Annotated in this window: 23 protein-coding genes, 6 tRNA genes, 1 rRNA gene, 2 other RNA genes, 2 pseudogenes and 1 other annotated feature; of the genes and pseudogenes, 6 read left to right on the top strand and 28 right to left on the bottom strand. The window is 35.0% G+C overall.

All coding sequences use genetic code 11. The annotated features are described in order from the left end of the window. Positions 1-18: 18 nt before the first annotated feature. Positions 19-225 carry a hypothetical protein gene (locus tag ACOZIR_RS06680; protein WP_340141848.1) on the bottom strand — a complete coding sequence of 69 codons (207 nt, stop codon included), beginning with the start codon at positions 223-225 and terminating at the stop codon, positions 19-21. A gap of 468 nt (positions 226-693) precedes the next feature. Between ACOZIR_RS06680 and ACOZIR_RS06675 the strand changes: the two genes are divergently transcribed. Beyond that, entirely contained in the window at positions 694-1869 is a 1176-nt protein-coding gene (locus ACOZIR_RS06675) for a NupC/NupG family nucleoside CNT transporter (protein ID WP_074679540.1), read from the top strand. 343 nt (positions 1870-2212) lie between these two features. Here the strand turns inward: ACOZIR_RS06675 and ACOZIR_RS06670 are convergent. From ACOZIR_RS06670 to ACOZIR_RS06615, 12 genes are all read right to left on the bottom strand, one after another. Further along, positions 2213-2303, bottom strand: a tRNA-Ser gene (locus ACOZIR_RS06670). A gap of 96 nt (positions 2304-2399) precedes the next feature. Next, positions 2400-2476: transfer RNA gene (locus ACOZIR_RS06665), tRNA-Arg, on the bottom strand. Between the two features lie 9 nt (positions 2477-2485). Next, positions 2486-2570 (bottom strand) — tRNA-Leu (locus ACOZIR_RS06660). A gap of 10 nt (positions 2571-2580) precedes the next feature. Then, positions 2581-2657: transfer RNA gene (locus ACOZIR_RS06655), tRNA-Met, on the bottom strand. 18 nt (positions 2658-2675) lie between these two features. Further along, positions 2676-2768, bottom strand: a tRNA-Ser gene (locus ACOZIR_RS06650). Positions 2769-2783: 15 nt separating this feature from the next. Then, positions 2784-2860 (bottom strand) — tRNA-Ile (locus ACOZIR_RS06645). Between the two features lie 331 nt (positions 2861-3191). Beyond that, positions 3192-4043 (bottom strand): tyrosine-type recombinase/integrase, encoded by an 852-nt coding sequence (locus ACOZIR_RS06640; RefSeq protein WP_340141847.1) that lies wholly within the window; start codon positions 4041-4043, stop codon positions 3192-3194. 125 nt (positions 4044-4168) lie between these two features. Next, positions 4169-4284, bottom strand: a 5S ribosomal RNA gene (gene rrf / locus ACOZIR_RS06635). 52 nt (positions 4285-4336) lie between these two features. Next, positions 4337-4601: signal recognition particle sRNA large type (gene ffs, locus ACOZIR_RS06630), an RNA gene on the bottom strand. A gap of 13 nt (positions 4602-4614) precedes the next feature. Next, positions 4615-4803, bottom strand: a non-coding RNA gene (ssrS, locus tag ACOZIR_RS06625) — 6S RNA. A 345-nt stretch (positions 4804-5148) separates the two neighbouring features. After that, a complete protein-coding gene (locus tag ACOZIR_RS06620; protein WP_088567835.1) occupies positions 5149-5328 on the bottom strand; it encodes a small acid-soluble spore protein H in 180 nt (59 codons plus the stop codon). A 527-nt stretch (positions 5329-5855) separates the two neighbouring features. Further along, the gene (locus ACOZIR_RS06615) at positions 5856-6116 is read right to left on the bottom strand and encodes a hypothetical protein (protein WP_340141846.1); all 261 of its coding nucleotides are present in this window, start codon (positions 6114-6116) and stop codon (positions 5856-5858) included. Between the two features lie 356 nt (positions 6117-6472). Here ACOZIR_RS06615 and ACOZIR_RS06610 point away from each other — a divergent pair, with 356 nt between their 5' ends. Beyond that, positions 6473-6628, top strand: coding sequence for a hypothetical protein (locus ACOZIR_RS06610; RefSeq protein WP_169746697.1), 156 nt, complete (start codon positions 6473-6475; stop codon positions 6626-6628). Between the two features lie 555 nt (positions 6629-7183). Here the strand turns inward: ACOZIR_RS06610 and ACOZIR_RS06605 are convergent. Together ACOZIR_RS06605 and ACOZIR_RS06600 are read right to left on the bottom strand one after the other, a co-directional pair. Then, positions 7184-8032, bottom strand: a complete 849-nt coding sequence (locus ACOZIR_RS06605; protein WP_340142130.1) for a sialate O-acetylesterase — start codon at positions 8030-8032, stop codon at positions 7184-7186. Between the two features lie 91 nt (positions 8033-8123). Further along, entirely contained in the window at positions 8124-8351 is a 228-nt protein-coding gene (locus ACOZIR_RS06600; protein WP_045295347.1) for a hypothetical protein, read from the bottom strand. A 511-nt stretch (positions 8352-8862) separates the two neighbouring features. Between ACOZIR_RS06600 and ACOZIR_RS06595 the strand changes: the two genes are divergently transcribed. Then, complete coding sequence (locus tag ACOZIR_RS06595; RefSeq protein WP_014458940.1) at positions 8863-9051, top strand: hypothetical protein; 189 nt, start codon at positions 8863-8865, stop codon at positions 9049-9051. 265 nt (positions 9052-9316) lie between these two features. Here the strand turns inward: ACOZIR_RS06595 and ACOZIR_RS06590 are convergent, their stop codons facing one another. The 6 genes from ACOZIR_RS06590 to ACOZIR_RS06565 all read right to left on the bottom strand — a co-directional run bounded on the left by ACOZIR_RS06590 (position 9317) and on the right by ACOZIR_RS06565 (position 13519). Further along, positions 9317-9802, bottom strand: coding sequence for a tetratricopeptide repeat protein (locus tag ACOZIR_RS06590; RefSeq protein WP_340141845.1), 486 nt, complete (start codon positions 9800-9802; stop codon positions 9317-9319). A gap of 123 nt (positions 9803-9925) precedes the next feature. Then, on the bottom strand, positions 9926-10219 hold the full coding sequence (locus tag ACOZIR_RS06585) for an RNA polymerase alpha subunit C-terminal domain-containing protein (protein WP_071272151.1): 294 nt from the start codon (positions 10217-10219) through the stop codon (positions 9926-9928). Between the two features lie 162 nt (positions 10220-10381). After that, entirely contained in the window at positions 10382-11089 is a 708-nt protein-coding gene (locus ACOZIR_RS06580; RefSeq protein WP_340141844.1) for a DNA alkylation repair protein, read from the bottom strand. A gap of 40 nt (positions 11090-11129) precedes the next feature. Beyond that, positions 11130-11501 (bottom strand): iron chaperone, encoded by a 372-nt coding sequence (locus tag ACOZIR_RS06575; RefSeq protein ID WP_045295351.1) that lies wholly within the window; start codon positions 11499-11501, stop codon positions 11130-11132. A gap of 141 nt (positions 11502-11642) precedes the next feature. After that, positions 11643-12236: a YdeI family protein gene (locus tag ACOZIR_RS06570; protein ID WP_340142129.1), complete on the bottom strand. Its 594-nt coding sequence runs from the start codon at positions 12234-12236 to the stop codon at positions 11643-11645. 173 nt (positions 12237-12409) lie between these two features. Continuing rightward, positions 12410-13519: a Gfo/Idh/MocA family oxidoreductase gene (locus ACOZIR_RS06565; RefSeq protein WP_340141843.1), complete on the bottom strand. Its 1110-nt coding sequence runs from the start codon at positions 13517-13519 to the stop codon at positions 12410-12412. A 125-nt stretch (positions 13520-13644) separates the two neighbouring features. Here ACOZIR_RS06565 and ACOZIR_RS06560 point away from each other — a divergent pair, with 125 nt between their 5' ends. Further along, a complete protein-coding gene (locus tag ACOZIR_RS06560) occupies positions 13645-14517 on the top strand; it encodes a LysR family transcriptional regulator (RefSeq protein ID WP_045295354.1) in 873 nt (290 codons plus the stop codon). A 380-nt stretch (positions 14518-14897) separates the two neighbouring features. Here ACOZIR_RS06560 and ACOZIR_RS06555 read toward each other — a convergent pair whose 3' ends face one another. The 4 genes from ACOZIR_RS06555 to ACOZIR_RS06540 form a co-directional block, all read right to left on the bottom strand. Next, a complete protein-coding gene (locus tag ACOZIR_RS06555; protein WP_421535534.1) occupies positions 14898-15161 on the bottom strand; it encodes a VOC family protein in 264 nt (87 codons plus the stop codon). Positions 15162-15307: 146 nt separating this feature from the next. Then, positions 15308-16099 (bottom strand): amidohydrolase family protein, encoded by a 792-nt coding sequence (locus ACOZIR_RS06550; RefSeq protein ID WP_045295355.1) that lies wholly within the window; start codon positions 16097-16099, stop codon positions 15308-15310. Further along, positions 16089-16496 (bottom strand): carboxymuconolactone decarboxylase family protein, encoded by a 408-nt coding sequence (locus tag ACOZIR_RS06545; RefSeq protein WP_045295356.1) that lies wholly within the window; start codon positions 16494-16496, stop codon positions 16089-16091. The genes ACOZIR_RS06550 and ACOZIR_RS06545 overlap by 11 nt, the downstream gene beginning before the upstream one ends. Continuing rightward, positions 16496-17722: an MFS transporter gene (locus tag ACOZIR_RS06540; protein ID WP_421535533.1), complete on the bottom strand. Its 1227-nt coding sequence runs from the start codon at positions 17720-17722 to the stop codon at positions 16496-16498. The genes ACOZIR_RS06545 and ACOZIR_RS06540 overlap by 1 nt, the downstream gene beginning before the upstream one ends. Positions 17723-17826: 104 nt before the next feature. Between ACOZIR_RS06540 and ACOZIR_RS06535 the strand changes: the two genes are divergently transcribed. Next, positions 17827-18663, top strand: coding sequence for a helix-turn-helix transcriptional regulator (locus tag ACOZIR_RS06535; RefSeq protein ID WP_045295358.1), 837 nt, complete (start codon positions 17827-17829; stop codon positions 18661-18663). A 194-nt stretch (positions 18664-18857) separates the two neighbouring features. On the opposite strand, the pseudogene argS reads toward ACOZIR_RS06535, so the two are convergent. Next, a pseudogene (argS, locus tag ACOZIR_RS06530) lies at positions 18858-20077 on the bottom strand (arginine--tRNA ligase). Between the two features lie 51 nt (positions 20078-20128). Continuing rightward, positions 20129-20344 (bottom strand) — a binding site (T-box leader). Positions 20345-20887: 543 nt separating this feature from the next. On the opposite strand from argS, the gene ACOZIR_RS06525 reads away from it, so the two are divergent. Further along, entirely contained in the window at positions 20888-21175 is a 288-nt protein-coding gene (locus ACOZIR_RS06525; protein WP_328121357.1) for a hypothetical protein, read from the top strand. Positions 21176-21461: 286 nt separating this feature from the next. Here ACOZIR_RS06525 and ACOZIR_RS06520 read toward each other — a convergent pair whose 3' ends face one another. Together ACOZIR_RS06520 and ACOZIR_RS06515 are read right to left on the bottom strand one after the other, a co-directional pair. Next, a complete protein-coding gene (locus tag ACOZIR_RS06520) occupies positions 21462-21626 on the bottom strand; it encodes an aspartyl-phosphate phosphatase Spo0E family protein (RefSeq protein ID WP_328121358.1) in 165 nt (54 codons plus the stop codon). Positions 21627-22254: 628 nt separating this feature from the next. After that, positions 22255-22365, bottom strand: a pseudogene (locus tag ACOZIR_RS06515) (hypothetical protein); the annotation flags it as partial. Between the last annotated feature and the right edge of the window lie 72 nt (positions 22366-22437).

The following is a 22437-nucleotide window of genomic DNA, read 5'->3' as shown; positions in this document are numbered from 1 at the left end:
CCACACTTATAGAGCACTTTATTTACTTGTTAGCTCTCTCAGCGGCTTCCACTTAAGTCCTAATACATAATTAATAGCGGTAGCTGCGACAAATCCAAGCAGCACTCCTAAAAAGGTCGGCATAAATAAAGACGGAAACACCGCTACGCACGCTAGTGTTACCACAAAATTTCCGGTATACGACCATTTTGGATGCTTTGAAAAAAATGTTTGAATAGTATTCATCGTTAACTCCTTTATGCGATTGCTTTATAATTTCTCATGAATATTCTACCATTAAAAAGGAAAAAATTCTCTCATATGGCGTATTATAAATGACTTTGTCTCTTTTTTACTTCTCATGCTGTAATTCCAAGAACCGGAAGTATCATAAATTTTTAAAAATATTTCACAATTATATTAAAAATATCTTCATTTCCTCTTTTTCTTTTGTTCGAAATGATTTAAGATAGTAGAGGCTGTCGAAATATAAGTTATTATGTCAGTTCTGCATGTTTTTTTACATATTAGCACATAGTAAATATTATTTTACAATTACGTCATTTTTTACAATGGCCTAAAAAATTTTGCCCATTTTTACTAAAACTAGCGTGAAAGTCCTGATTTTTATATAAAATAGAGGCCGATTTACATAGTCATTTCTATGCACGTCCCTCTTTTATAAATATAGAATACATGTAAGGAGAAAAGTAAATGTCAATTTTAATGGGAATTATCGGGATTGTAATTATCTTAGCAATTGCATTCCTCATGTCAAACGACAGAAAACTTATCAACTATAAAGGCATCGCAGTTATGCTTGTTATTCAGCTCGCTATCTCTGCTTTTATGATGAATACATCGATTGGTCGCAAGGTGCTTGACTTTATCACAAGTGTATTTACAAAGATCTTATCATTTGGTAACGACGGAATTTCGTTCGTGTTTGGAGATCTTGCAGGAAAAGGCATTTTCTTTATCCAAACGTTAGTTATGATTGTATTCGTTTCAGCATTATTAAGTATTTTAAACTACTCTCGTATTTTACCCTTTGGGATCAAATATATTGGAGGACTTGTTTCAAAAATTACCGGACTTCCCCAAATTGAAAGCTTCACAGCTGTGAATGCGATGATCTTTGGTGATACAACGGCGCTAATTGCGGTGAAAAACCATATCGGAGGTTTAACACCAAACCGTTTATTTATCGTGACAACAACGTCTTTAGTATCCGTTTCTTGTTCAATTTTAGGCGCATACATGCAGATGATTCCGGCTGAATACGTCTTAATTGCCCTTCCGCTAAACGTATTCTCTGGCTTAATCGTTTCTTCTATCGTTGCACCAGTAAAAGTAGAAGATGAAAACGAAGTCGATATCAAAGCGCCTGCTAAGCAAGGCACGCTGTTTGAAGCAATCGGCGACGGTGCCCTAGACGGCGGACGCGTTGCGTTAATCGTAGCAGCTATGCTTGTAACGTACGTTGGTCTTTTAGCATTAGTGAACTACGTATTAAACGGCGTAATTGGATTAACCGTTCAAGATATTTTAGGCTATATCTTCTACCCAATTGCCTTTATCATGGGTATTCCGGCAGATGAACTAATGAGAGCCGGCGGCGTAATGGGAACAAAAGTAGTAGCAAACGAATTCGTTGCCATGCTTGACTTCCAAAAAATGATGCCTCACCTTTCTGAAAAAACGGTTGGGATCGTATCAGCTTACTTAATCTCATTTGCCAACTTCAGCTCAATTGGTATCGTTCTTGGTACGATCCAAGCAATCAACGGCGAACAAGCTTCACGCGTTGCGAAGTTCGGCTTAAAAATGCTGTTAGTAGCGACAATGGGATCGATTTTAACAGGTATTATGGTTGGATTGTTTATTTAATGGAAAAGCACTCACTTGTGGTGAGTGCTTTTTTGTTGGGGGTGGTTCTTTTGAGGTTATATCTGGAGCCTTTCTACAATGTTGAAATTTATTAAATATCTCTGTTGACATACTCCGAGTTGTCGGCACTATTATCAAATGCTTTTTATCTTCATTCTAATAACATTTAAATTAGTTTTACATAATGGATTAAAGCAATATCTCTTATCCAATAAAAAGACAGCTTGCTTTATTAGCAAACTGCCTTTTTTGTAATGACCCGTCCGGGATTCGAACCCGTGTTACCTTTTTAAAAAGATAATCTCTTGACCACTTGGCCAACGGACCAGATAAAATTATGAAATGGCAGAGAAGAAGGGATTCGAACCCTCGCACCGCGTTAACGATCTACTCCCTTAGCAGGGGAGCCCCTTGAGCCACTTGGGTACTTCTCTATATGGATCTCCCACTGAGATACTGTGGAATAATGGTAGGCCTAACCTCACGCTTATCAGACTTGAGCTCTACCAAACTGAGCTGCTTCTCGTTTATGGCGCGCCCGAGAGGAGTCGAACCCCTAACCTTTTGATCCGTAGTCAAACGCTCTATCCAATTGAGCTACGGGCGCTTCCTAAAATGGTGCGGATGAAGGGACTTGAACCCCCACGTCATAAGACACTAGATCCTAAGTCTAGCGCGTCTGCCAATTCCGCCACATCCGCATGTGAAAAATGGTTGCGGGGACAGGATTTGAACCTGCGACCTTCGGGTTATGAGCCCGACGAGCTACCGAACTGCTCCACCCCGCGATAATAACAAAGATATAATGGAAGAGGAAGAGGGATTCGAACCCCCGCGGGCTTTGACACCCCTGTCGGTTTTCAAGACCAATCCCTTCAGCCAGACTTGGGTATTCCTCCATATGTCAGGTTCAATGGTGGACCTTGTAGGACTCGAACCTACGACCGGACGGTTATGAGCCGTCTGCTCTAACCAGCTGAGCTAAAGGTCCTTTCTAAGCTCTCTATTAGAATGTAGAGACGGCAAAAGGTATTGCAGACTTTGACCTTACCACTTGACTATGCCATCAATAAGCATGGAAAGGATTTACAGTCAGTTGCGTTTATCTGTATGCTATCCCTTCATATGAAACATGGACTAGTAATTTAATAATTAATATCTGTTTCGCTACCAACAAAAATTATTTTACCTTATAATTTCGTAGAAGTCAACATCTATGTAAGTTGTGTTTTAATACTTAATTTTGCAATTATTAAGTAGGAACATACACCTAAATAAAAAAACTCTGTAACAAGAATCATGATTCTTGTTACAGAGTTTTTTTATAAAAAGGTTTGCGTAATCGCATTTTCTAAATCTCTTGTAGAAGATTTTAGGTATCGTTTTGTAACATTCACATCAGAATGGCCTGCTAGTTCGGCAACTGTTGCAATATCTATCCCTTTCTTAACTAACTCATGACAGAAAGTGTGGCGTAATTTATGAGGATTTACATTATATTTTTTTAACATGTACTGAACCGTACGTGCAGACATTCTTCTATCAAAATTAGAGACAAATAAGGCTTCATGATTAGAATCAAGTGAATCGATATATTTCTTTAAACTATTCCTTGCTTCTGTAGAAAGAGGAACAAGTCGCTTTTTAGACCCTTTAGCATTACGGATAATTAAAAAACCGTCAGATTTGTTAATCTTTACGTCTTTATGATTCAAAGCACAAATCTCTGATACTCGAATCCCTGTATGTAATAAAGTATATACAATAGCAATATCACGAAGGTTTCCCTGTTGCTTTACTTCAGATAAAAGGCGGTCACGCTCACTTGCTTCTAATGACTGTGGTACACCCTCGTTATTTTTCTCTTTTTGTTTACGTTCAATATTTTGAACAATTTCTGATTTTTCAAGAAAGCGTGCAAAAACGCCAATTGTTACAAAAGCTTTTTCTATAGTCGACGCACTTTTATTATTAGATTCAAGGTTAATCATATAAGTTTGGACATTATTTCTTGTTACTTGATCTAAATGTTTACCTTCACTTAGAAGCCATTCATGAAATTGGTTTAGCACTGCTCGATAGGTTTTAATCGTATTATCAGATTTGCCTGATTCTATTAACCATTGGCTAAAGTCATCAATCAACGGAATAACTTTTAGGCTATTTTTTTTCACTCTAAATCCTCCTACATATACTAATAAATTACGTAAAACATAACATTTAATTTCGTAGAAATCAATTTAAACGAAATTAATATACAAAAAAACAGCCCATCATTGATATGATGGGCTGTTTTTTTGCCTGACAACGTCCTACTCTCACGAGGACAAAGTCCCCATTACCATTGGCGCTAGAGAACTTAACTTCCGTGTTCGATATGGGAACGGGTGTGACCTCTCTGCTATCGCCACCAGACCTATTAAAGATAGTTTTCTTAACACTAAATAAAAATTGCTAAGTAAAAACACCGTGCACCCGTCATTGACATGATCAAATAAGCGTTACTTGTACAGTTAGCTCGACCGGGTTGTGCTGCAACACACAGAAGAATCTACTTATGGCTGCTTCCTTCCGGACCTGACCATGTTCATAGGTTTCTGTTGTGCAGGACCTAGTTGTCAACACCACTTGTCCAAGTCAGACCTTACCTGACTCATACCTCTGTTAGGAATTAAACCCTGCTAAGGCGGATTGCAGGTTACAGGGCACCGCCATCTCCCCGTCTAGCACGGTATGTATAGTTAAGGGATTCCCACCTATGTCGTCCTCCCAATCTGTTTTGTGAACCCGCGATCTCGCAGGTGGGTTTCCGCATATTAACGTTCCAGCGATCCTGTTTCAAAGACAGGCATGGCATCAGTCAACAGATGTAGGAACCCCAAATAAACAGTACGGTTCAAAACAAATAGGGCATAACGTGCATCGTAGGATAAGTATTTAATGTGTTTATTGATGATATAGATTATCCTACAATAAAATTTCGTAGAAGTCAACATAAGCGAAGGAATGGCTACTAACCCTCATACAACGTTTTCTTATTTGCTTGATTACTGTTGTTGGGAAGAGTTTTCTTTGGAAGGTGGAAGTTATAAGGAGTTGTGTTTTATTATATTGAGTCATCCGCTTAAAAGTGAAGTTCATTATGATTAGATTTTTATACATCCTTGATCTAACGACACTTTTCTGATGTGGTTATTTTTTCTTCTCCTCCTCTCTCGATAAAAATAACAGAAAAATAAAAAAGCCTAAATAAAGTGGCTTTTTTATTTTAAGAGTAAATTATTGTTCTGCTAGTTCAGATATAGAAACACTTTGCTTATTACTTGGTTCATCCAGGTTATGAATTGTAGCTACCCCATTTTGTTGGTCTACATGCTCAATATAAATGCTTTTCCCGTTATATATTACATTGGCCATGTCGACTGAATCGGCAATTTCTTGTGCTCTTTGTGCATCCATCTTTATCTAGCCTCCTTTTTATTTATGACAGTGAAAGTATTTGTTTTTAATTAATTTTTATGCATCTAATTCCTTTATATAAAATCAATTTTAATTTTTCAAATGAGACATGAAGCAATAAAAAAACTATCTCCTTTATTATTTGAGATAGTTTTTTATTTTATTATACAGTTTAATCTTCTTCTGGAATCTTAATTAAAATGGCTATAGCTATTGTTGCCAAAAATATAACCCCTAAAGTTAGCAATAGACTCGTACTCATATGCCTCATCTACCCTTCTCTCTTCATCCCTATGATTCCATTTTAGCAGAGGAAATTAGTTAATAAAACTGGAAATGATAGCGTTTTACTAAAATTTTTATACATGTTAAAATAATGTAGTTGTTTTAACTCAACCAATGTATTCAATTTTCAGCTTGAGTAGAGCACGCTACCTCTTTCCTATTTTGGGGTAGCTCTTTTTTTTATCGTGATAAAATAAAATTTTGTTTTGGATCTATTTCTTCCTACCCTCGGTTTACATTCGTTATTTACGAATCTGTTCAATCTCTTTTTCTGTAAGCTCCGTTAATTCGGATATTGTTTGAATATCTATACCTTTTTGTAGCATTCTTAACGCTACTCTTTTAATAACTCTTTCTTCCCCTTGCTTTTCAGCTTTTTTTAATGTCAATGTTTCATCTACTTGGAATTCCGGGTTTACTTCATAAGTCACTAACATTTGTGGATCCTTAGTTACACGTGCCCATTCATTCATCGCATTTTTCAACGTTTGATCATTCTCCATTACAACTTCCTCCAAAAATGAGTAAAATCTTCATTTCCTGACATATTAAACAACAGTAATTGTTTTACTAATTATGTGTCCTTTTTACGATCCTATTCTCACTTATTCCAAAATCAAATTAATCCCATAAAGCTTGTCCCTCCACCCTAAAACTAAAAAAGAAAAATTACTGTATTAGGTAAGGAGTAGGCAGCAATCTAAAATGTGCTAGGTTGTTTATATGCTGGGGTTCGCCTAGTGGCAAATAAGGCTTTGATTCAGAAGCAACTAACAATTTATTTATTTAATTTATATGTTTTTTCTTATAGTTGTACATATTAAAAACAATACTAGATGAAAGCGAGATGAGATAAGTAATGTCAAAACAAGGGATGCAGAAAAAGAATCAGACAAGAGAGCAAGTAGAGAAGCAAGATAAAAGAAATGATGTTGAATTAGGTAATGAATTTCAAACTGGCAACACAAGTTCCCAGAGCCAGAAAAAAAGTGGACGCCAAGTAAATAAAAAATAAATTTAACCTTTCGAGGATAATAAGAAACCTCAGTTCAAATGTATGACTTGAACTGAGGTTTCTTTTATAGAGTGAGGAAGACTTATGTGCAACAGAAGCAACAAGCTAAAAAGAAGTTGAATTTTATTATGAAAACAGAATTCAAATAAAAAAAGGATTTCACATTAGATAATCGGTAAGTAAGGAGGAAATATTTTCTTAGAACCTTCTGTCTAAAATCAAGTAATTATGAATATCCCCCTATCGAAAAACAGTTTAGTTTATTGAGTTGAATAACTCTCTTATTGACACTTTTAAAGGAATAGAAGTTTAATATCGAGGTTACAGTTTTTTCTGTAACCTCTTTTGGGATCCCTTTTCTGCCATTATTTTGAGATATTTTCTTATTTTATATAAGTTTGATTTTAGGAAGCAATTAAGATCCCTCCTATAAAAAAGGAATGTATTTATTCTAAGTTTTCCACTCATTCATAATTGCCAAAAGTTCATATCCATATGAACCGGGTTTTTCTTTGAACAAACCTAAGATTAAAGGTGGAATCAATTGATTTTGCTTTACTTGCTTTCATTAATAGTAGAGATATTAAGAGAAAACTCCTCAAAACTTAATTGTCCCAAGGCAAACTTCATACTTTCAACAAATATACGTTCATTTTTAGTTAGTTCACGCTTTGCTTCCTTTTCAATCCATTCATGCTCAACGTCTAAAACATCTAACACATGCTTTTGTTTTGAAAAAGCCTCATAGTATCTTAATCCAAACTTTCTTTGGGAAACGGCATCAATATGAATGCCATCTGGATTTGATGTTAAGCCTTTTGATGTTACAAAATAACAATTTTTTTCAGTATGGGCAACTTTAGATAATATCTGGTTTATTTGTTTATATTCTACAGCGCTTTTTCCAAATCCGACATCTCCAAGGTAATGTCCCAACTCACCGATAATAATCGGGATATCTGGTGCATTTAACTCTTCTCTCAAGTGTTTAAATAATGAAAGCAATTTATCTTCATACGTCTTATAACGCTCTCCGTAACTGTCGCTTTCTCCTTGATGCCACAGAATTCCCACCAACTCACTTGTTTCCATTGCGAATTTTGCTTCAGAAATCGCGTGTCTGGTTAATAGTCCGTCAATTGTCCACTCATCAATTGAGCTTCCTCCTTCGGCACATGGTATGACCCCAATGGACTCGCCCGGATGATCCTCTGTCCAAGCTTGAGCAAAAGAGGCTGCCGGCCCAACGCCAGATATGTGACGATCAAAATTAAGTGGTTCTGCCATCATTTGCCATCTACCGTTTCTCAACATATGTATATGCTCATTATAAATCGGCGGTACATCCTCAATAAATCCTCTGCCGGCCATATTTGATTGTCCAATTAATAATACAGATTTCATAGAAATACCTTCTTTCTTTGCCATGTTAATCACTTTTTTCTAATTTGCTCGTGGTTATACTTATAGAATTAGTTACACTCTGATATATAGCTTAATTAATGGATTCAAGGGCTTGTTTCAAATAATCCATTTCAGAGGTTATATCATCTATTTTTTGGTTTAACTGACTTACTTTATTAATAATATTCTGTGCATCCAATAAATTAATTTCTAACATCAAACGGCTTGCTTCACTCTCAAGTTCCAATCTCTTTGCAAATAATACCTCATGCTTTTTTATAATTTCGGATTTTAAATTTTTACTATTGGTTTCTTTCATACTTCTACCTCACTAACTTGTAATAACAGTATTTTATTGAAATGTAAATTCCCCTATATAATTTAATAATTACCTACAGGGAAGTTTATGACATAGTTAAAGTTGCCTTTTTTCCTTCCAGGAAAACCACATTTATTTCACATTTACATAAGCTAAATAATAAGAACCAATTAAAATAAATTCTATTATTCACTTTCCTTGAATGGCGTTCATAAATTCTTGGTGTTGACATTCAGATACATACTGAGCACTCAAAAGCTTCTCTAACTGTTAAAAACAAATACAACATTCCAAAATAAGGGAAAATTTAAATCATTTTGTTTTTTTGCAGGAAAAGAAAGCGCAGTATATAAAGATAACAGTATGCATCAAAAAGTGTTGAGAACATTTTATCATCATTTTCTATCAGCACGAGAGCAATAATTCGAGAAAAGAGCTTATATCAGTCCGTGTCTTAAGTATGCCTATTATATAGAATGGGTTACTTAGTAAATAAGGGAAGGTGATTTATATGTTAGGGGAAGAAGATTTAAAAGTAAATTGTATATCAGCTGCTATAGGTTTACTCATCCAACATAATATCATCACTCACCAGGAACTGGACAAACTAACTAAAACGAATTATCACGTTTTTTATCATTTTCTAATGGATAAGCTAATTGAAGAAGAGTTTAGTAAAGATAGAGTGGTACAAACATAAGTGCTTCAACAAAGAAAGAAGCGCAAGATCCAAAGCAAAGATCTCCTATTTCAAACTTGATTCTTATAAGGGTCCTTACATATTAGACATATATAATATGTAAGGGCTTTCTTGTTAAACAAACGCCCCCTATAGTTTAAATTTATTTCTTTACAATCTATAATTTTAAAAAGTCATTTTATCACAGGAAGCCTGCCAGTATTGTTATAAAAAAAGTCCTCTCCTCGTTTCAGGAAAAGAACTTATATTCAGTGAATTTTATAAGCTACTTCCAAGTCTGATCTAGTTTATCTGAATAGAAATGTAAGGCTTTTTTATAACTTAGTATTTCATTGTCATTTGTCGTATGTAGTAAGCATTTCAGTAACAGTTCCATCGCTTTGCTATGTTCTTTTAAATTGTATAAGGTCATGGAATAAAACACTTTAATTACATGATTATCTGGGAATAATTCCATCCCTTTTAAAAATGTCTCTTTTGATTTTTCATATTCCCCTAATGCTCTATATGTGCTGCCCAACCCCAATACTGCACCTTCCATATCCTTAGAAGGTAATCCTATCTTTATGGCATTTTCGTAAAAGGGTACTGCCTTTTCTTCTTCTCCTAATATGTCGAAGCTCCAAGCACATTGATAGTTATATAAAGCATCGTCTGGAAATTCCTTAACTAATTCACTTAGCAATTCGTTAGAGTCTTGGTGATTTCCATTCTTTCGTAACGCTAATGCTTTATCTAGTTTATTATTCATTACCTAAATCTCCAACCCTTCTTTTTCCCACTACTTATCTCTTAACATCCTTCCATATCCAGAAATTCAATGTATTCGTACACTTTATCCAAATCTATTTCTTGCTTTAACTATCCTTAATGTTTAATTTTTAAAGGCCAACCCATTGGTCTGCAAAGCTGCTCTAAGTTTAGGTAAAGAAGCCGGACCCATACCATGAAATTGTAATATCTCTTTTTCACTAAATATTGATAGCTGCTGCAAAGAAGTTATCCCGTTGTTTTCTAATGCTCGTCTTGCTGGTGCTGATAGCATAGAAAGAAATCCATTGTCAGGTTTGTTTTCTTGCTCACAGGTTGGGCAGGTCGGACAGGTACTGCTTTTATAATATTTGTGGCCTTTATGACAGATTCTTAGATTTTCCTTTTGGGTTTTCATTTTTAATCTCTCCTTTTCACAAGAGTTTTTTAGCTTTTATCCCCTGCCACTTCTTCAATGGATGGTTTATAAAGGAACAAAACATCCTACGTATAGTAAGATCATTACCATTAAATACTTATGAGTCTCGTTTCAGATAGTGCAGCTCCATTACAAATTATGCTAACACCTTACATGTTTGCGTTTGAAACCAAGCCGTCCTCTATCTATATCCTTTTGAATGTTTTGGGAAGCAAGAAGAATACTACTTTTTTTCTTATCCTTCTTAACTTCGACTGGACCTACTGCCTTTGCCGTTTCAAGGGCCTTTTCATGAAGTGGCAAATATGACACACCAACTGTATAGATAAAATTATTCATAGCCGATTTCGTTCGATCTGGAGAATCGTGAATCGTATTTTCCACTTGATTAAGCATATCAGCAATCTTGCTTGTGCTAAATTCATCGTCAGGACGATTACCCAAAAGCCAGCAGTAGCAACTCCAACCTGCCGACATTTTCAATTCTTCATCGCTTGCCACCCATCTATCAGCCACAGCTTGCGCAAAATCGGTTTCTGACAAAGTTACCGCAACTACATAATCGGATAGCATGTAGAAATACGCTTTATCAATCCAACGCTCAAAATCCTCCGCAGTCATCTCTGTTGGGTCTGCAATGATACCAGCAAAATACATAGCATCGTAATTTCCAGACGCATAAAGCTGCTCGGCCAAAGCCTGATTTTTCTTGATTTTCTTTGCAATAGGCTTCATTTTTCCTGTTGCCACTCCAAAAAGCGGATCGTGTGCACCATTATTTATGTAAGTCTTTTTAATTCGTTCCGTACCAAGCGCTTCAAGTTCTTTCATAACCATTTCAAAGTCCACCGTTCTGTACCCTCCTTCTTCTCCGCTCATAATCTGCTTTTTATTTACGCCAAAAAGTTAAACAGTCTTTCTTATCTAACATATTAAACTCAATTATTTTTTTAAGTAATTCATAGTTTACTGGCTCAGTCCATAGAATTCGAAATAGGCCTTTGGTAGCGCTGTATCCAGCCTGGGCGATGTCATGATTAAAGTGCGCAATCCCTATTTCTTCAGGTGAAACGCTCAAATGATGTTTCGCTGAGGCAAAGCCGATGATGAATGTTCCATGATCAGTAAACATTGGCGTATTCCATTTGATTTGTGGTTCCAAATTCGGGAAAGTATGAGCAATCCAAGCCAAAACTTCCTCTGTTCGGTCACGGTGGTCAGGGCTATCTATACGCGCTAAATATTCTGCAAAAACTTCCATAGCATTTTCTCCTCAAATAAATTTTTTTAAATTTACTCTACTTTTATACAAATGGAACATCAGTCAGTTCACTTAACCTTATTTCATTTTTAACTCAAATACATTAACAATTTATATGAGCCATGTTTTAAATAAAGTGTACTAATCATTTAATCCTTTTCCATTAAGAATGTTTGGAATGCATTTTTCAACCCTTGATTCTCGAGTCTTAGATTGTTTGGCAGCAGAAAAATGAAGAATATATGCTCTTTGCCGTCCTGGAGTCAATGTAGTAAAAGCCGTTTTTAAAGCAGGTATTTCATCAAATTTATACTGTAGCTCTTCAGGAATAATGAGTTCTTCAGGCTTTTTAGCTTTGACTTTTAATCCGGCTTTTTCCACCTCGATGGCCTCATTAATATAAGCTTTCAAGATGGCTTCCTTTTCAACTATTTCTTGCACATTGGTAAACCGAATTTGTCGCGCGCCTTGTACATTCTTCGTTTGTTGAATTAGAATACCATGAGAATCTTGTAACAGAGCGCCTTTAGGAAACAGTAGCGCACAGTATTCTTTAAATCCATGTATTAAAACAATGTTTTTTTTCTCAAACGTGTAACAAGGGTTCATCCATTTATAATCTTCGGTCAACTCACAGTCAAGAACAATCTTTCTCAACGTCTCATATTCTTCTTTCCACTTTTTAGCTTTAGTTAAAAATTCATCAACCTTAGGATTCATTTTACTATTTGTCATCATGGAACACCCCTATTCAATTTTCCAATCTGTGGCTCTAGCAATCATACAGTTAACCTTCAATTCATTTAATGGTGTTACTATTCTTCAAATGTAGGAAATGCCCTTCTTCAATTGACTTGATAGTTATTAAAATTATAAACATTTTAACTTTATAAGGAAGAGGCTTTCATTTATTTATCAAGCGTTACCCTTTCCCCAGTCTCTGCAGATGTTCGAACCGCATCTAATAATTGATGAAGTTTAACAGCATCGTGGAAGTTTGGAATTTGACTTTTATGTTCAAATATATCTTTTGCCAACACCTTATAAGCCTTTTCAACGTAATCTTTTGGATGATTATCTTTTACCGAAGATACGTTTATCTCTTCAACATACACACTTTCAGTACTTAATAAATAAGTAGGATACTTAACCTTCTCTACTTTGAGATTACCAAATTGTACGTGACCGGATGAAGAATTCTGGGTTAAGCGAAAAACACCTTTTTCTCCTCTAATCTCTAATTGAAAAGCAGGATAAACTCCGCCTTGAATATGAACAGAAGCTGAAATGTTACCGTTGAGTGTTCCCTGTATTAAGATTTGGTCCGCTTTATCCTTTGACACCGTAACTTCTGTTCCTTGTATGAGAGCTTCTGTATAATGCGTATTCATTATCGACGATAACTCTTTAAAGTCACCTAAGATGTAGCACAGAACATCAAGCGAGTGTCCACCGTTGATTGTAAGAAGGTTCGCTCCATTTTCTTTTTTTAAGATATAGCTGTTTGCTTCATCTGTTATTCCACCCTTTCCTTGTGTCGCTACCTGCATGGTGCAGGAAATAATTCTTCCAATTTCCCCTTGGTTAATAGCCTGCTTTACATAATTCACCTCGGGAGATTGTCTTGCTTGTAACCCAATCGCATGGTGAATGTCCGCCTTATCCGCTAACTTTGCCAGTTTAATTGCCTGCTTAGTATCTACACCTAAAGGCCACTCGCAATAAATGTGTTTCTTTTCCTCTATGGCAGCAATTGAAGCTTCGTAATGAAACGGAACTTTTACACTAACTACTACTAAATCAACATCTTTAGATTGCGCTAGTCCCTTATAATCTGTAAAGCTATGGCAAGCATTAAGTACTCTCGCACTTTCCTTGGCGGTTTCTGCTTTTGATGTTCCAATTGCGGTTATTCGATAAAAAGGGCTTTCTTTCAGTACTGGAATATGTGTTTTGCTCGCCCATTGATTATTTAAAGATCCCCCTATAATCCCTACTTTTATTAATTTCTCCTTCATTAGACATTCCTCCAACATTTTGTAGAAAATAGTACCTTTTAATCAAGTATAATTAAAATGAATCACCATTTTAAATATTAAAATATGATAGCTATATCACTTTTTTTGATGGAGGGTGAATATGAATGGATATTGAAAATATGAAAGCTTTTGTTTCAGTGGCCGAATTAAAAAATATATCTGCGGCTGCAATAAAATTGAACCATCTTCAATCTAATATGACTGCCAAAATAAAGAAAATAGAAAGCTATTATAATCAAGAACTCTTTATTAGAAACTCAAAGGGCGTTAAATTAACCAAGCAAGGAGAAAAATTGTACCACCAATTTAAAAAAATATTGCTTCTTTGGGAAGAAACTGAAAATAAGATGAAGAAACAAGATGAAAAACTCCGCATCGGCACCATGATATCAGTTGGGGGCACTCAATTCTCAAGCGCTTTAAACAAACTTTACAACACCTATCCAGATCTAGCAGTAACATTAAAAACGGGTTCAACCGAATATATTGAAAATCAAATTCTACTTGGACAAATCGATGTAGCTTATACAATTGGATCATTAAACAACCAAAAGATAAAATATAAAAAAGTAGGCGTAGAAGAAATTGTTGTCATTGGTCGCGATATTGATCAACACACAACATTCGATGACTATGTAAGACAAAAGAATATACTGGTACTTTCAGATAAGTGTTTGTACATGACAATATTAGATACTATTTACGCCAGCTTACATATTGAACAAGGTGACATGATCGAAGTTAGCGATCCAGAAACATTAGTACAATTTGCGTTAATGGGCATGGGAATTTCCTTAATATCTAAGCGTATCGCAAACCGTTATAATATCCATAATTTTTTAGAAGTTCCACCACCTTATCGGTACACTGACTTTTATCTCATTTCCCGGCTAAATTATGAATTTACCCCTATCGAAAAACAGTTTATTGAATTGAATAACTTCCTTGGGGACACTTTTAGAAGAGTAGAAGTCTAATATTGAGGTTATAGTTTTTTCTGTAACCTTCTTTGTGATTTCTTGGCTATCATTGTTTTTTATATAGGTACAGTGAAAGATTTTTTCGCTTTACATAAAGCGTATTCTTAGCAGCCATTTATAAAAAAGAGCAAATCAATGTTTGATTGGCTCTTTTTTAATCTTCCCTCATATCTAACGTGTAAAATTCTACAACGTTATCTTCAGTATCCTTAAAATACAACCGCTTCTCTTTTTGCATATTGATATTAACCTCTTCTATAACCTTATAATCGATACCAGCATCGGTTAATACTTTAATGGCAGAGTCAAAGTTCTCTGTTTTTATATGTAAAGCAAAATGGACGTGAATACCCCCTTGATCATAAAGCTCCTTCCATTTAGAAATCTGTTTTTTTTTTTTTTTCGATTTTATCTAATGGTGAAAAATTTCTAGGAAGCCATAGACCTAGCCTAGTATGTCCTCCTACATATAACCAAGTTGCCCAAATATTTTCTTTATTATTTTGGTGAAAATGGCCGCTTTCATATCCCCATTGCTCCACAATTGGAAAACCCAATTTATTCGACCAAAAATCTATTGCTCTATCCATTGATTTCACTTGCAATGCCAGTTCTGAAATTCCTTCAATAGTAAACTTCATATCCATCCCCCATTGCTTATATGCTAATTACATACTAACAAAAATAGGAGTTTTTAAATCCGGCCTAATGATGAATAAGGTTCATACTTTAGCCTAAAGCATGAACCTTATAGTACCTAAGATAACATCAAACAAAAACGCTGAATTTATATATTTAGCAGATTCGAGATATTCCCACCTAACACTCTGTCTGCAACTTCTCCACTAGATGTATGCCGCTTAATAGCCTGTAGATTTAAGTATGGATCTCCATATGGAAAATCCGAACTAAATAACGTTCTTTCAGGTATTTCTTTTATAGCCAAAGACAAGGCGTATGTTGTATAAAATGCAGATATATCTAAGTAAGCATTTTTAGTGTCTTTTATCAGTTCTATCGTTTGTAGCCAATGAACTCCGCCCATATGCCCGTATATCACCGGCACATTTTCATATTTTTGAGTGAGAAGAAATAACTCTTGAATATCCTTTAAGTTCAAAGGATGAAAAGTATGTACCCAGATAGGCAAAGACATATAGTCACTTGCTGCTTTAAATATAGGTTCTAACAATGGAATTTGACCTGAACCAAGAGTGAATTCTCCGAGACCTTTCATCTTTTGCTCTTTGACAAGCTTCTCTACCCAATCGTTTAGAGTGACATCACCAGAAGAAAAAGAAAGTGGAACCGAACCAAATCCAACAAACCGATTCGGGTGCTGCTTAATCGCAACGCTTAATTCTTCTAGCGCCTTTAAGCGTGCTTGTAGAGGATTCACCTCATTATTTAGAATTTGATTTAACCTGTTCATTTCGGTTGTAAATTCTTTAACGTTGCTGCTTTTTTCTGGATGAACAAGAGTAGAAAACAATACGGTTTTATCTATTCCACTGTCATCCATCATTTTAATATGTTTCTCTATAGGCAAAACCACATGTGCATGACTATCAATAATCATTTTGTTTCTCCTTTTCATTTCTTTCGTAAAAGACTTCATTAGCAACTGTCAAAATTGTATTTAAAGCTACAGGAAATCCAGCATAAATAACCATCTGTAACATTGCTTCTAAAATTTCTTCCTGTGTCCACCCAACATTCAACGCCCCGTTTATATAAAATTTCAACTGTTCCGTATTGCCTAATGCAGTTAGGCCAGCCACTGCAGCAAGAAGGCGTGACTTTAGGTCTAAACCTGGTCTCGAGAAAATTTGTCCGTAATTAAACTCTACAGCTAGCGTTCCTAAATCAGGGAGAGCTGACTGTTCAAAGCCTGCCATTATATCCTTGTAGTTCTCTGGATCAATCTTAGCTAATATATCTAATCCTCGTTGAAAGTTATCTGTATGTGTTCCCATTACATATTACTTCCTTTCTTATTCATTAAATCCCCTATCATTTTTTTAGGAATGTTCATTGGAATTAAAGAACAAAAGCTAATGGCTATCATCAGTATGGCTATTGCACAAACTCCATTCCATTGCCATTTACTCCATGCAAGTAAACCCACATAAGATCCTAGGGATCCTCCTAAAAATGTGGAAACCATATATAACCCATTTAATCGACTTCTCTTTTCTTCTCCTAATTGGAAAATAGTAAACTGACAGGCAACTTGGTTCGCTTGAGTTCCTATCGTTATGAGAAGAGCTCCTAAAATTAACCCAGGCAACCAGTACCCTCCCCTTATAAGATCTATAAAAGCAAGTAAAGATACGGACATACACAAAAGACTTGCAAACTTTGCCCCCTTTATATCAATTAAACGTCCGATAATCGGCGTAGCAAATGCTCCCGCTATCCCGACTAACCCTATTACCCCCACCATGTCACTTCCATACGCATAGGGATGTGTATGTAATAAAAAGACAAGCGTGGTCCAAAATGCGCTAAAAGAAGCAAACATCATCCCCTGACTTAAACATGCTTGTTGCAGTGCTCTTTCTGTTATAAATAGCGGACCTAACGACATGAGTAAGTGTTTATAACTAGTCGCATTCTCCCCTTTACTTTTTGGAAAATAGATGTAAACTAACAAAATCATAAAAAGTGTAGCCGCAGCGGACGTCCAATACACCATTCGCCATCCAAAATGAACATCAATAAAACCACTAGCAAGCCGAGCGCCTAAAATACCACAAACTAATCCAATGGCGACATTTCCTAAAACTTTTCCTCTATTATGATCTGAAGCGATATTCGCAGCCAGCGGAACAATAATTTGAGGAACAACCGTTACCATTCCTAATGCTAAGCTTGTAACCATCATCCACGTTTTGTTGATAGATAAAGCATTTAAAGCGAGAACGATACATATAGCGAATAATAAAAACAAAATCAATTTTTTTCGTTCGAAGATGTCTCCTAACGGTACTATCAAAAGATTTCCTAGTGCATATCCAATTTGAGCTAAAGTAGCTATAATGCCTATGCTGGCCGCTGAAACATGAAAACTGGCGGACATGCTTACTAAAAGAGTTTGGTTCAAGTAGACGTTAGCCACTGTAAACCCGCAAACTGTAGCTATTAAAAGAACTAATCCTTTTGATAGATCACACGTCTTTTCGCTATCTTTTACTATCATCTGTTTCACCTCCTTTACCTAGATCATAAAATAAGGATTATAATGGTAATAGGAGTCTAGTTATACTAGTAGTAAAAGTACTACCTACACAAAGGAGTAAAATCATGGTAAGTGATAAAGAAAGAAGAAAAGAATTAGGGGATTTTCTAAAGATAAGACGAGAACGATTGTCTCCAAAAGATTTTAATTTGCCTATTGGACCGAGAAGAAGAGCCAAAGGATTACGCAGAGAAGAAATTTCTCAACTAGCAGGAGTCGGCATAACTTGGTATACGTGGCTGGAACAAGGACGAGATATACAAGTATCTTCTGAAGTATTAGAAGCCATATCCCGTATTTTTAAATTAAACAAAGAAGAAATGGAGCATCTATTTTTATTAGGCAATCAGCCGCTTCCATCTGCAACCGTGCAGAATGAAAGAGAAAATATAGATCGTGTTGTAAAAAATCTATTAAGTCAATTAGGTCCCTGCCCTGCCTATGTAACAGACGAAAAACTTAATATCGTAGACTGGAATAAAGCTGCTGTGATGGTATTTGGGGACTTTAACGAGATGGATGAGCGAAATCGCAATGCAGTGTGGCGCTGCTTCACTTCCAAAGAATATCAAAACCTTTTTCAAAATTGGGAAGATCATGCTCAACGACTAATTGCCCAATTTCGTTTAGCTTACACACGCTTTGTCGGAGATAAGTGGTTTAAAACTATGATTAGTGAACTTAGCGAGAAAAGCCCTCAGTTTTACAAGTGGTGGTCTAATCATGAAGTTTTAGGTACACCTTGTGGAAAAAAGACCATTATTCACCCTGTGGCAGGAAAAATGATTATGGATCATATTACGCTTCAAGTGTATGATGCACCCGAATTAAAAGTGACTGTTTATCAGCCACGTGAGGAGAATGAGACAGAAGAGAAGATGAAGCAGTTACTAAGATCATAATACCAGCACTAAACATATCATTACTGTTAATTAATAGAACCCTATGTATTCCTGACAAGTTCATAGGCTTTTTATTTTTGAATTGACATAACAGGTGTTATCGGTAGAAAAAATAAGTAAACCCTTACTGCTAGGATTTACTTATTTTTTCTAGATTAATTTATAAACATATTTATTTGAAAAATGCTTATCCGTTACATTTCTCTTGGTGTCTGAATTCCTAGTAGTCTTAACCCCTCTTCCAAAACAATCGTTGTACTTTCTACCAAAGCAAGGCGACTTTCCTTCTCCTTGTCTTCTATAAGGATTTTGACTTGACTATAATATTTATTAAACTCTTGTGACACATCAATTAAGTACTTAGCAATATGGGATGGCTCGTACTTCTCAAAACTTCTCTCAATAATCTTAGGAAATATCATGAGTTCTTTTATTAACAACCAATTGTATTCATTTTCTCCTTCACTGAAGACGAAATGTGTAGGTTGAGCTACTTTTCTTAAAATGGAGCAAGCACGAGCATATGTGTATTGAATATACGGTCCTGTTTCTCCCTCTACTTTTAACATCTCTTCAATTGAAAATTCAATATTATTGAGTCGCTCATTTTTTAAATCTTGAAAAATAATAGAACCTACAGCTACTTGCTGGGCAACCTCATCCTTGTTTGGTAACGTTGGATTCTTAACAGCAATATTTTGTTTGGCTAAGACTATTGCTTCTTCAATAACTTTTTCTAAAAGAACTACCTTACCTTTACGACTAGACATCTTTTTGCCTTCTTTTAAAATAAAGCCAAAAGGAACATGAATTAATTCTTTTGCCCAGTTGTACCCCATTTTTTCTAAGACTAAGAATACTTGTTTAAAATGAAGGCTTTGCTCGTGCCCTACTACGTATAAAGCTTTCGTAAACTGATAGGTCTCTTGTCTATATAATGCTGCTGTTAGATCTCTTGTTGCATATAATGTAGCACCATCTGACTTTTTAATTAGACATGGAGGTAAGTTGATCGTAAATGGCCCATAGAAAATGGTTTAGCTATATTTGGAGAGGAGAAATCAATAGTAATAGTCCCTTCCTTTTTTACTTCGGGTGTTCCATAGAGACTTTTCTGTTGTAAGATAGTGTTTATAACCTTTTTTCCAACTGTCTCCTTATTAAAGAATCCATTTACATAGGGTCCTTCAGCTACAATCTTAGCAAACAAGGGATGCTTTAATTGTTCAGCCAAATTTATGGCGATAGCATTAGGTGATTTCTTGAGTAGTTTAGCTAATGTGAAACAAGGAAAAGCAATATCTCCTTGGGTACTATACTTAGGCTTTTCAATTAACTTCATAATACTTTTAACGGTCAGTTTGTTATCTAGTATTTTGCTTATTTCTTTAGCGAATATTTTATCAAATTCCATGTCATCACCTAATTCCTTTTATTTTTAGAGAACAAAAAAATCTCGTCTCTTATTAGAGACGAGATTTACCCGCGATACCACTCTTATTGTTCAAATTGAACCTTCTTACCAAGAACATAACGGATTTTGATCCGGCTCACCCTACTCTGCGAGATTTCAGGTTGCATCTCAAAAGTGCGCTTCACCTTAACTAGACTGTTAGGCTTGCACCATCCCTAACTCGCTTTAAGACTTCATTAAGATTACTCTCTTCTTCATAGATTTTCAATATTTTAACAATCTTATAATAGGTCAAGCTTAAAGTCAATATGATCTATAAGAATTAACATTTTTTAGTTACCATAATGTACCTTATCGGTATTGATCTAAAAGAAGAACAGCATATATGCTGTTCTTCTTTTAGGAATCGTCTATACTACCTCAAAAATATGGATGCAACAAGGAACTATAATGACAAGCTTTGAAAAAGCATAATGGTTATAAATTTAAGGTTATAAGTTGATAAATAGTTAACAAAAAAGCATCAATCCGTGTTTTTATGAGGGGATGATGCCTTTTTTTATCAAAAATGTTTCAGTAGTACTATAAAATGTTTCATTTTCTATATATAAGGGTATCAAAAGTTTTAGGACATCGTTCTCATAGTATACTATCGATTAGTGACAAAACATTGTATATGCAGCATGTTTTGTTCATTTTCTGCTTTGGAGGGACGATTTCAATATTTGCTGTCCTTCTTTTTATTTTACATAAAAACAATGAAATACTCTCCAAAGTACTATTATGCTTAGTCAAGGGAGTTGAAATATTATGAAAAAAACAGAGCACATCAAGAGATATGAGCAAGGTATTACTAGTAAGTTTGCTGTGTACAACTTTCCATATGTTTATGAATTTTCTATTTACGCTATTGACATCTTTTATTCTGATACAGGAGAATACCTCTTTGGCTGTGCTAAGAACACTACACTTGAAAGATTCTTTACTCGTAAAATCTACCAAGATGAACTTGGGTATTATTTCAAGTATGTTCAAGAAAAGATCTATCTCAACTGTTTTAATCCAATAAAGAACAATATGTTACAGTTAGCTCAATGAACTGGCTTTTTTTATGCCATCCAAGATAAAGGACCTATCCTACTCACATAGGGTAGTTTTTTCATTTGCTATTAGTATATTTTTTATTCGATTGGAACAAAATGCAATTAGAATGCCTTCCGACATTTGGTGTTCGAAACCCATTTTTTAGATTAGAAAAACCTACTGTTGAGGCACAGTAGGTTTTTCTTCTTGCAATAAATATTTAAAACCTCTAAATTAAAGATATGCATATTATACTGGATTAGAAAAGGAACCGGTTTTAAATCTGAATCTGCTCCTTTTTTTAATGAATTTCTTCTAGTTCATTTAACTTCCTATCCAACACTTGACTTACCTTTACCGTATTATCGCTTCCAATTCCTTCTTTTAAAGCTGTGTTTATCATAATTTTTCTAATACGCTCTATTTCCTCTAATAGTACTTCATGCGTTACATATTTATCTTCCATCCCCATCATCACCTAACCAATTTCCATGTTAAATATTGATAAATTTTACATTAACTTTTTATAATGTATTTTTCAACACTCAAATTTTTACAATTCGAAGTACGATTAAAAACTGATTATTTTGGAAGGCGAAAACTATAATTCTTATAGGTAATTGTTAACATACTTTCTTAAAAGGAAACAGGAAGATAGATTGGTAGAGGATAGGGAGTAGAAATCGTGATTTTTTCAATAGAAATGAATATTTAGAAGAAACACCAATAGGCGACTTATTCCTTCTGTTCAGAAAGATAAAGTCACCTACACAATTTTTCCATTCATTATTAGTTATCCTTTCAGTTTTTCTTATTTATACGTTTATTGATTTACATGTTCCTGTTCTAACTGATTTACTACATTATCCTGACATTCATTGATAAATAGATAAGTAAGGTATGAATGTAAGTCAAATCGTTGTTTATTAATAAATGTAGAAAAAACCTGTTTATATTCGCTCAATAGTTTGACCTCCTTTATGTGAGTTCCTATTTTCATTATCGCCCAACTAGCAATCTCTTATACATACAAATCAATAAAGTATTCTGTATGATAAGCTATTTTTATCATGTATTTAATATAAATTGATAATTTACTGTTTCTTTTCATTATAATATTGCACAGGGAACATAGATCCTTCCGAGACCATTTTATTATCTTCAGTGTCCATAGGATCTGGATGACCAGCTTTGTGTATAGGGAACGAGGTCAATTTTTGAGTTGATGACTTATATGGAATAGCTTTTTTTACACTTTGAACAAACCCTTTTACCTT

Source organism: Priestia sp. D3YE.R1 (assembly GCF_049199565.1).
GTDB classification, from domain to species: domain Bacteria; phylum Bacillota; class Bacilli; order Bacillales; family Bacillaceae_H; genus Priestia; species Priestia aryabhattai.
Note: the sequence above shows the minus strand (reverse complement) of the source record. Positions and strands in the feature narration are given on the sequence as shown.

Excerpts from the sequence above, each read along its gene's own strand:
- ACOZIR_RS06680 (WP_340141848.1), bottom strand. The coding sequence starts at position 225 with ATGAATACTATTCAAACATTTTTTTCAAAGCATCCAAAATGGTCGTAT.
- ACOZIR_RS06675 (WP_074679540.1), top strand. The coding sequence starts at position 694 with ATGTCAATTTTAATGGGAATTATCGGGATTGTAATTATCTTAGCAATT.
- ACOZIR_RS06620 (WP_088567835.1), bottom strand. The coding sequence starts at position 5,328 with ATGGATGCACAAAGAGCACAAGAAATTGCCGATTCAGTCGACATGGCC.
- ACOZIR_RS06615 (WP_340141846.1), bottom strand. The coding sequence starts at position 6,116 with ATGGAGAATGATCAAACGTTGAAAAATGCGATGAATGAATGGGCACGT.
- ACOZIR_RS06610 (WP_169746697.1), top strand. The coding sequence starts at position 6,473 with ATGTCAAAACAAGGGATGCAGAAAAAGAATCAGACAAGAGAGCAAGTA.
- ACOZIR_RS06605 (WP_340142130.1), bottom strand. The coding sequence starts at position 8,032 with ATGAAATCTGTATTATTAATTGGACAATCAAATATGGCCGGCAGAGGA.
- ACOZIR_RS06600 (WP_045295347.1), bottom strand. The coding sequence starts at position 8,351 with ATGAAAGAAACCAATAGTAAAAATTTAAAATCCGAAATTATAAAAAAG.
- ACOZIR_RS06595 (WP_014458940.1), top strand. The coding sequence starts at position 8,863 with ATGTTAGGGGAAGAAGATTTAAAAGTAAATTGTATATCAGCTGCTATA.
- ACOZIR_RS06590 (WP_340141845.1), bottom strand. The coding sequence starts at position 9,802 with ATGAATAATAAACTAGATAAAGCATTAGCGTTACGAAAGAATGGAAAT.
- ACOZIR_RS06585 (WP_071272151.1), bottom strand. The coding sequence starts at position 10,219 with ATGAAAACCCAAAAGGAAAATCTAAGAATCTGTCATAAAGGCCACAAA.
- ACOZIR_RS06575 (WP_045295351.1), bottom strand. The coding sequence starts at position 11,501 with ATGGAAGTTTTTGCAGAATATTTAGCGCGTATAGATAGCCCTGACCAC.
- ACOZIR_RS06570 (WP_340142129.1), bottom strand. The coding sequence starts at position 12,236 with ATGACAAATAGTAAAATGAATCCTAAGGTTGATGAATTTTTAACTAAA.
- ACOZIR_RS06565 (WP_340141843.1), bottom strand. The coding sequence starts at position 13,519 with ATGAAGGAGAAATTAATAAAAGTAGGGATTATAGGGGGATCTTTAAAT.
- ACOZIR_RS06560 (WP_045295354.1), top strand. The coding sequence starts at position 13,645 with ATGGATATTGAAAATATGAAAGCTTTTGTTTCAGTGGCCGAATTAAAA.
- ACOZIR_RS06555 (WP_421535534.1), bottom strand. The coding sequence starts at position 15,161 with ATGAAGTTTACTATTGAAGGAATTTCAGAACTGGCATTGCAAGTGAAA.
- ACOZIR_RS06550 (WP_045295355.1), bottom strand. The coding sequence starts at position 16,099 with ATGATTATTGATAGTCATGCACATGTGGTTTTGCCTATAGAGAAACAT.
- ACOZIR_RS06545 (WP_045295356.1), bottom strand. The coding sequence starts at position 16,496 with ATGGGAACACATACAGATAACTTTCAACGAGGATTAGATATATTAGCT.
- ACOZIR_RS06540 (WP_421535533.1), bottom strand. The coding sequence starts at position 17,722 with ATGATAGTAAAAGATAGCGAAAAGACGTGTGATCTATCAAAAGGATTA.
- ACOZIR_RS06535 (WP_045295358.1), top strand. The coding sequence starts at position 17,827 with ATGGTAAGTGATAAAGAAAGAAGAAAAGAATTAGGGGATTTTCTAAAG.
- ACOZIR_RS06525 (WP_328121357.1), top strand. The coding sequence starts at position 20,888 with ATGAAAAAAACAGAGCACATCAAGAGATATGAGCAAGGTATTACTAGT.
- ACOZIR_RS06520 (WP_328121358.1), bottom strand. The coding sequence starts at position 21,626 with ATGGAAGATAAATATGTAACGCATGAAGTACTATTAGAGGAAATAGAG.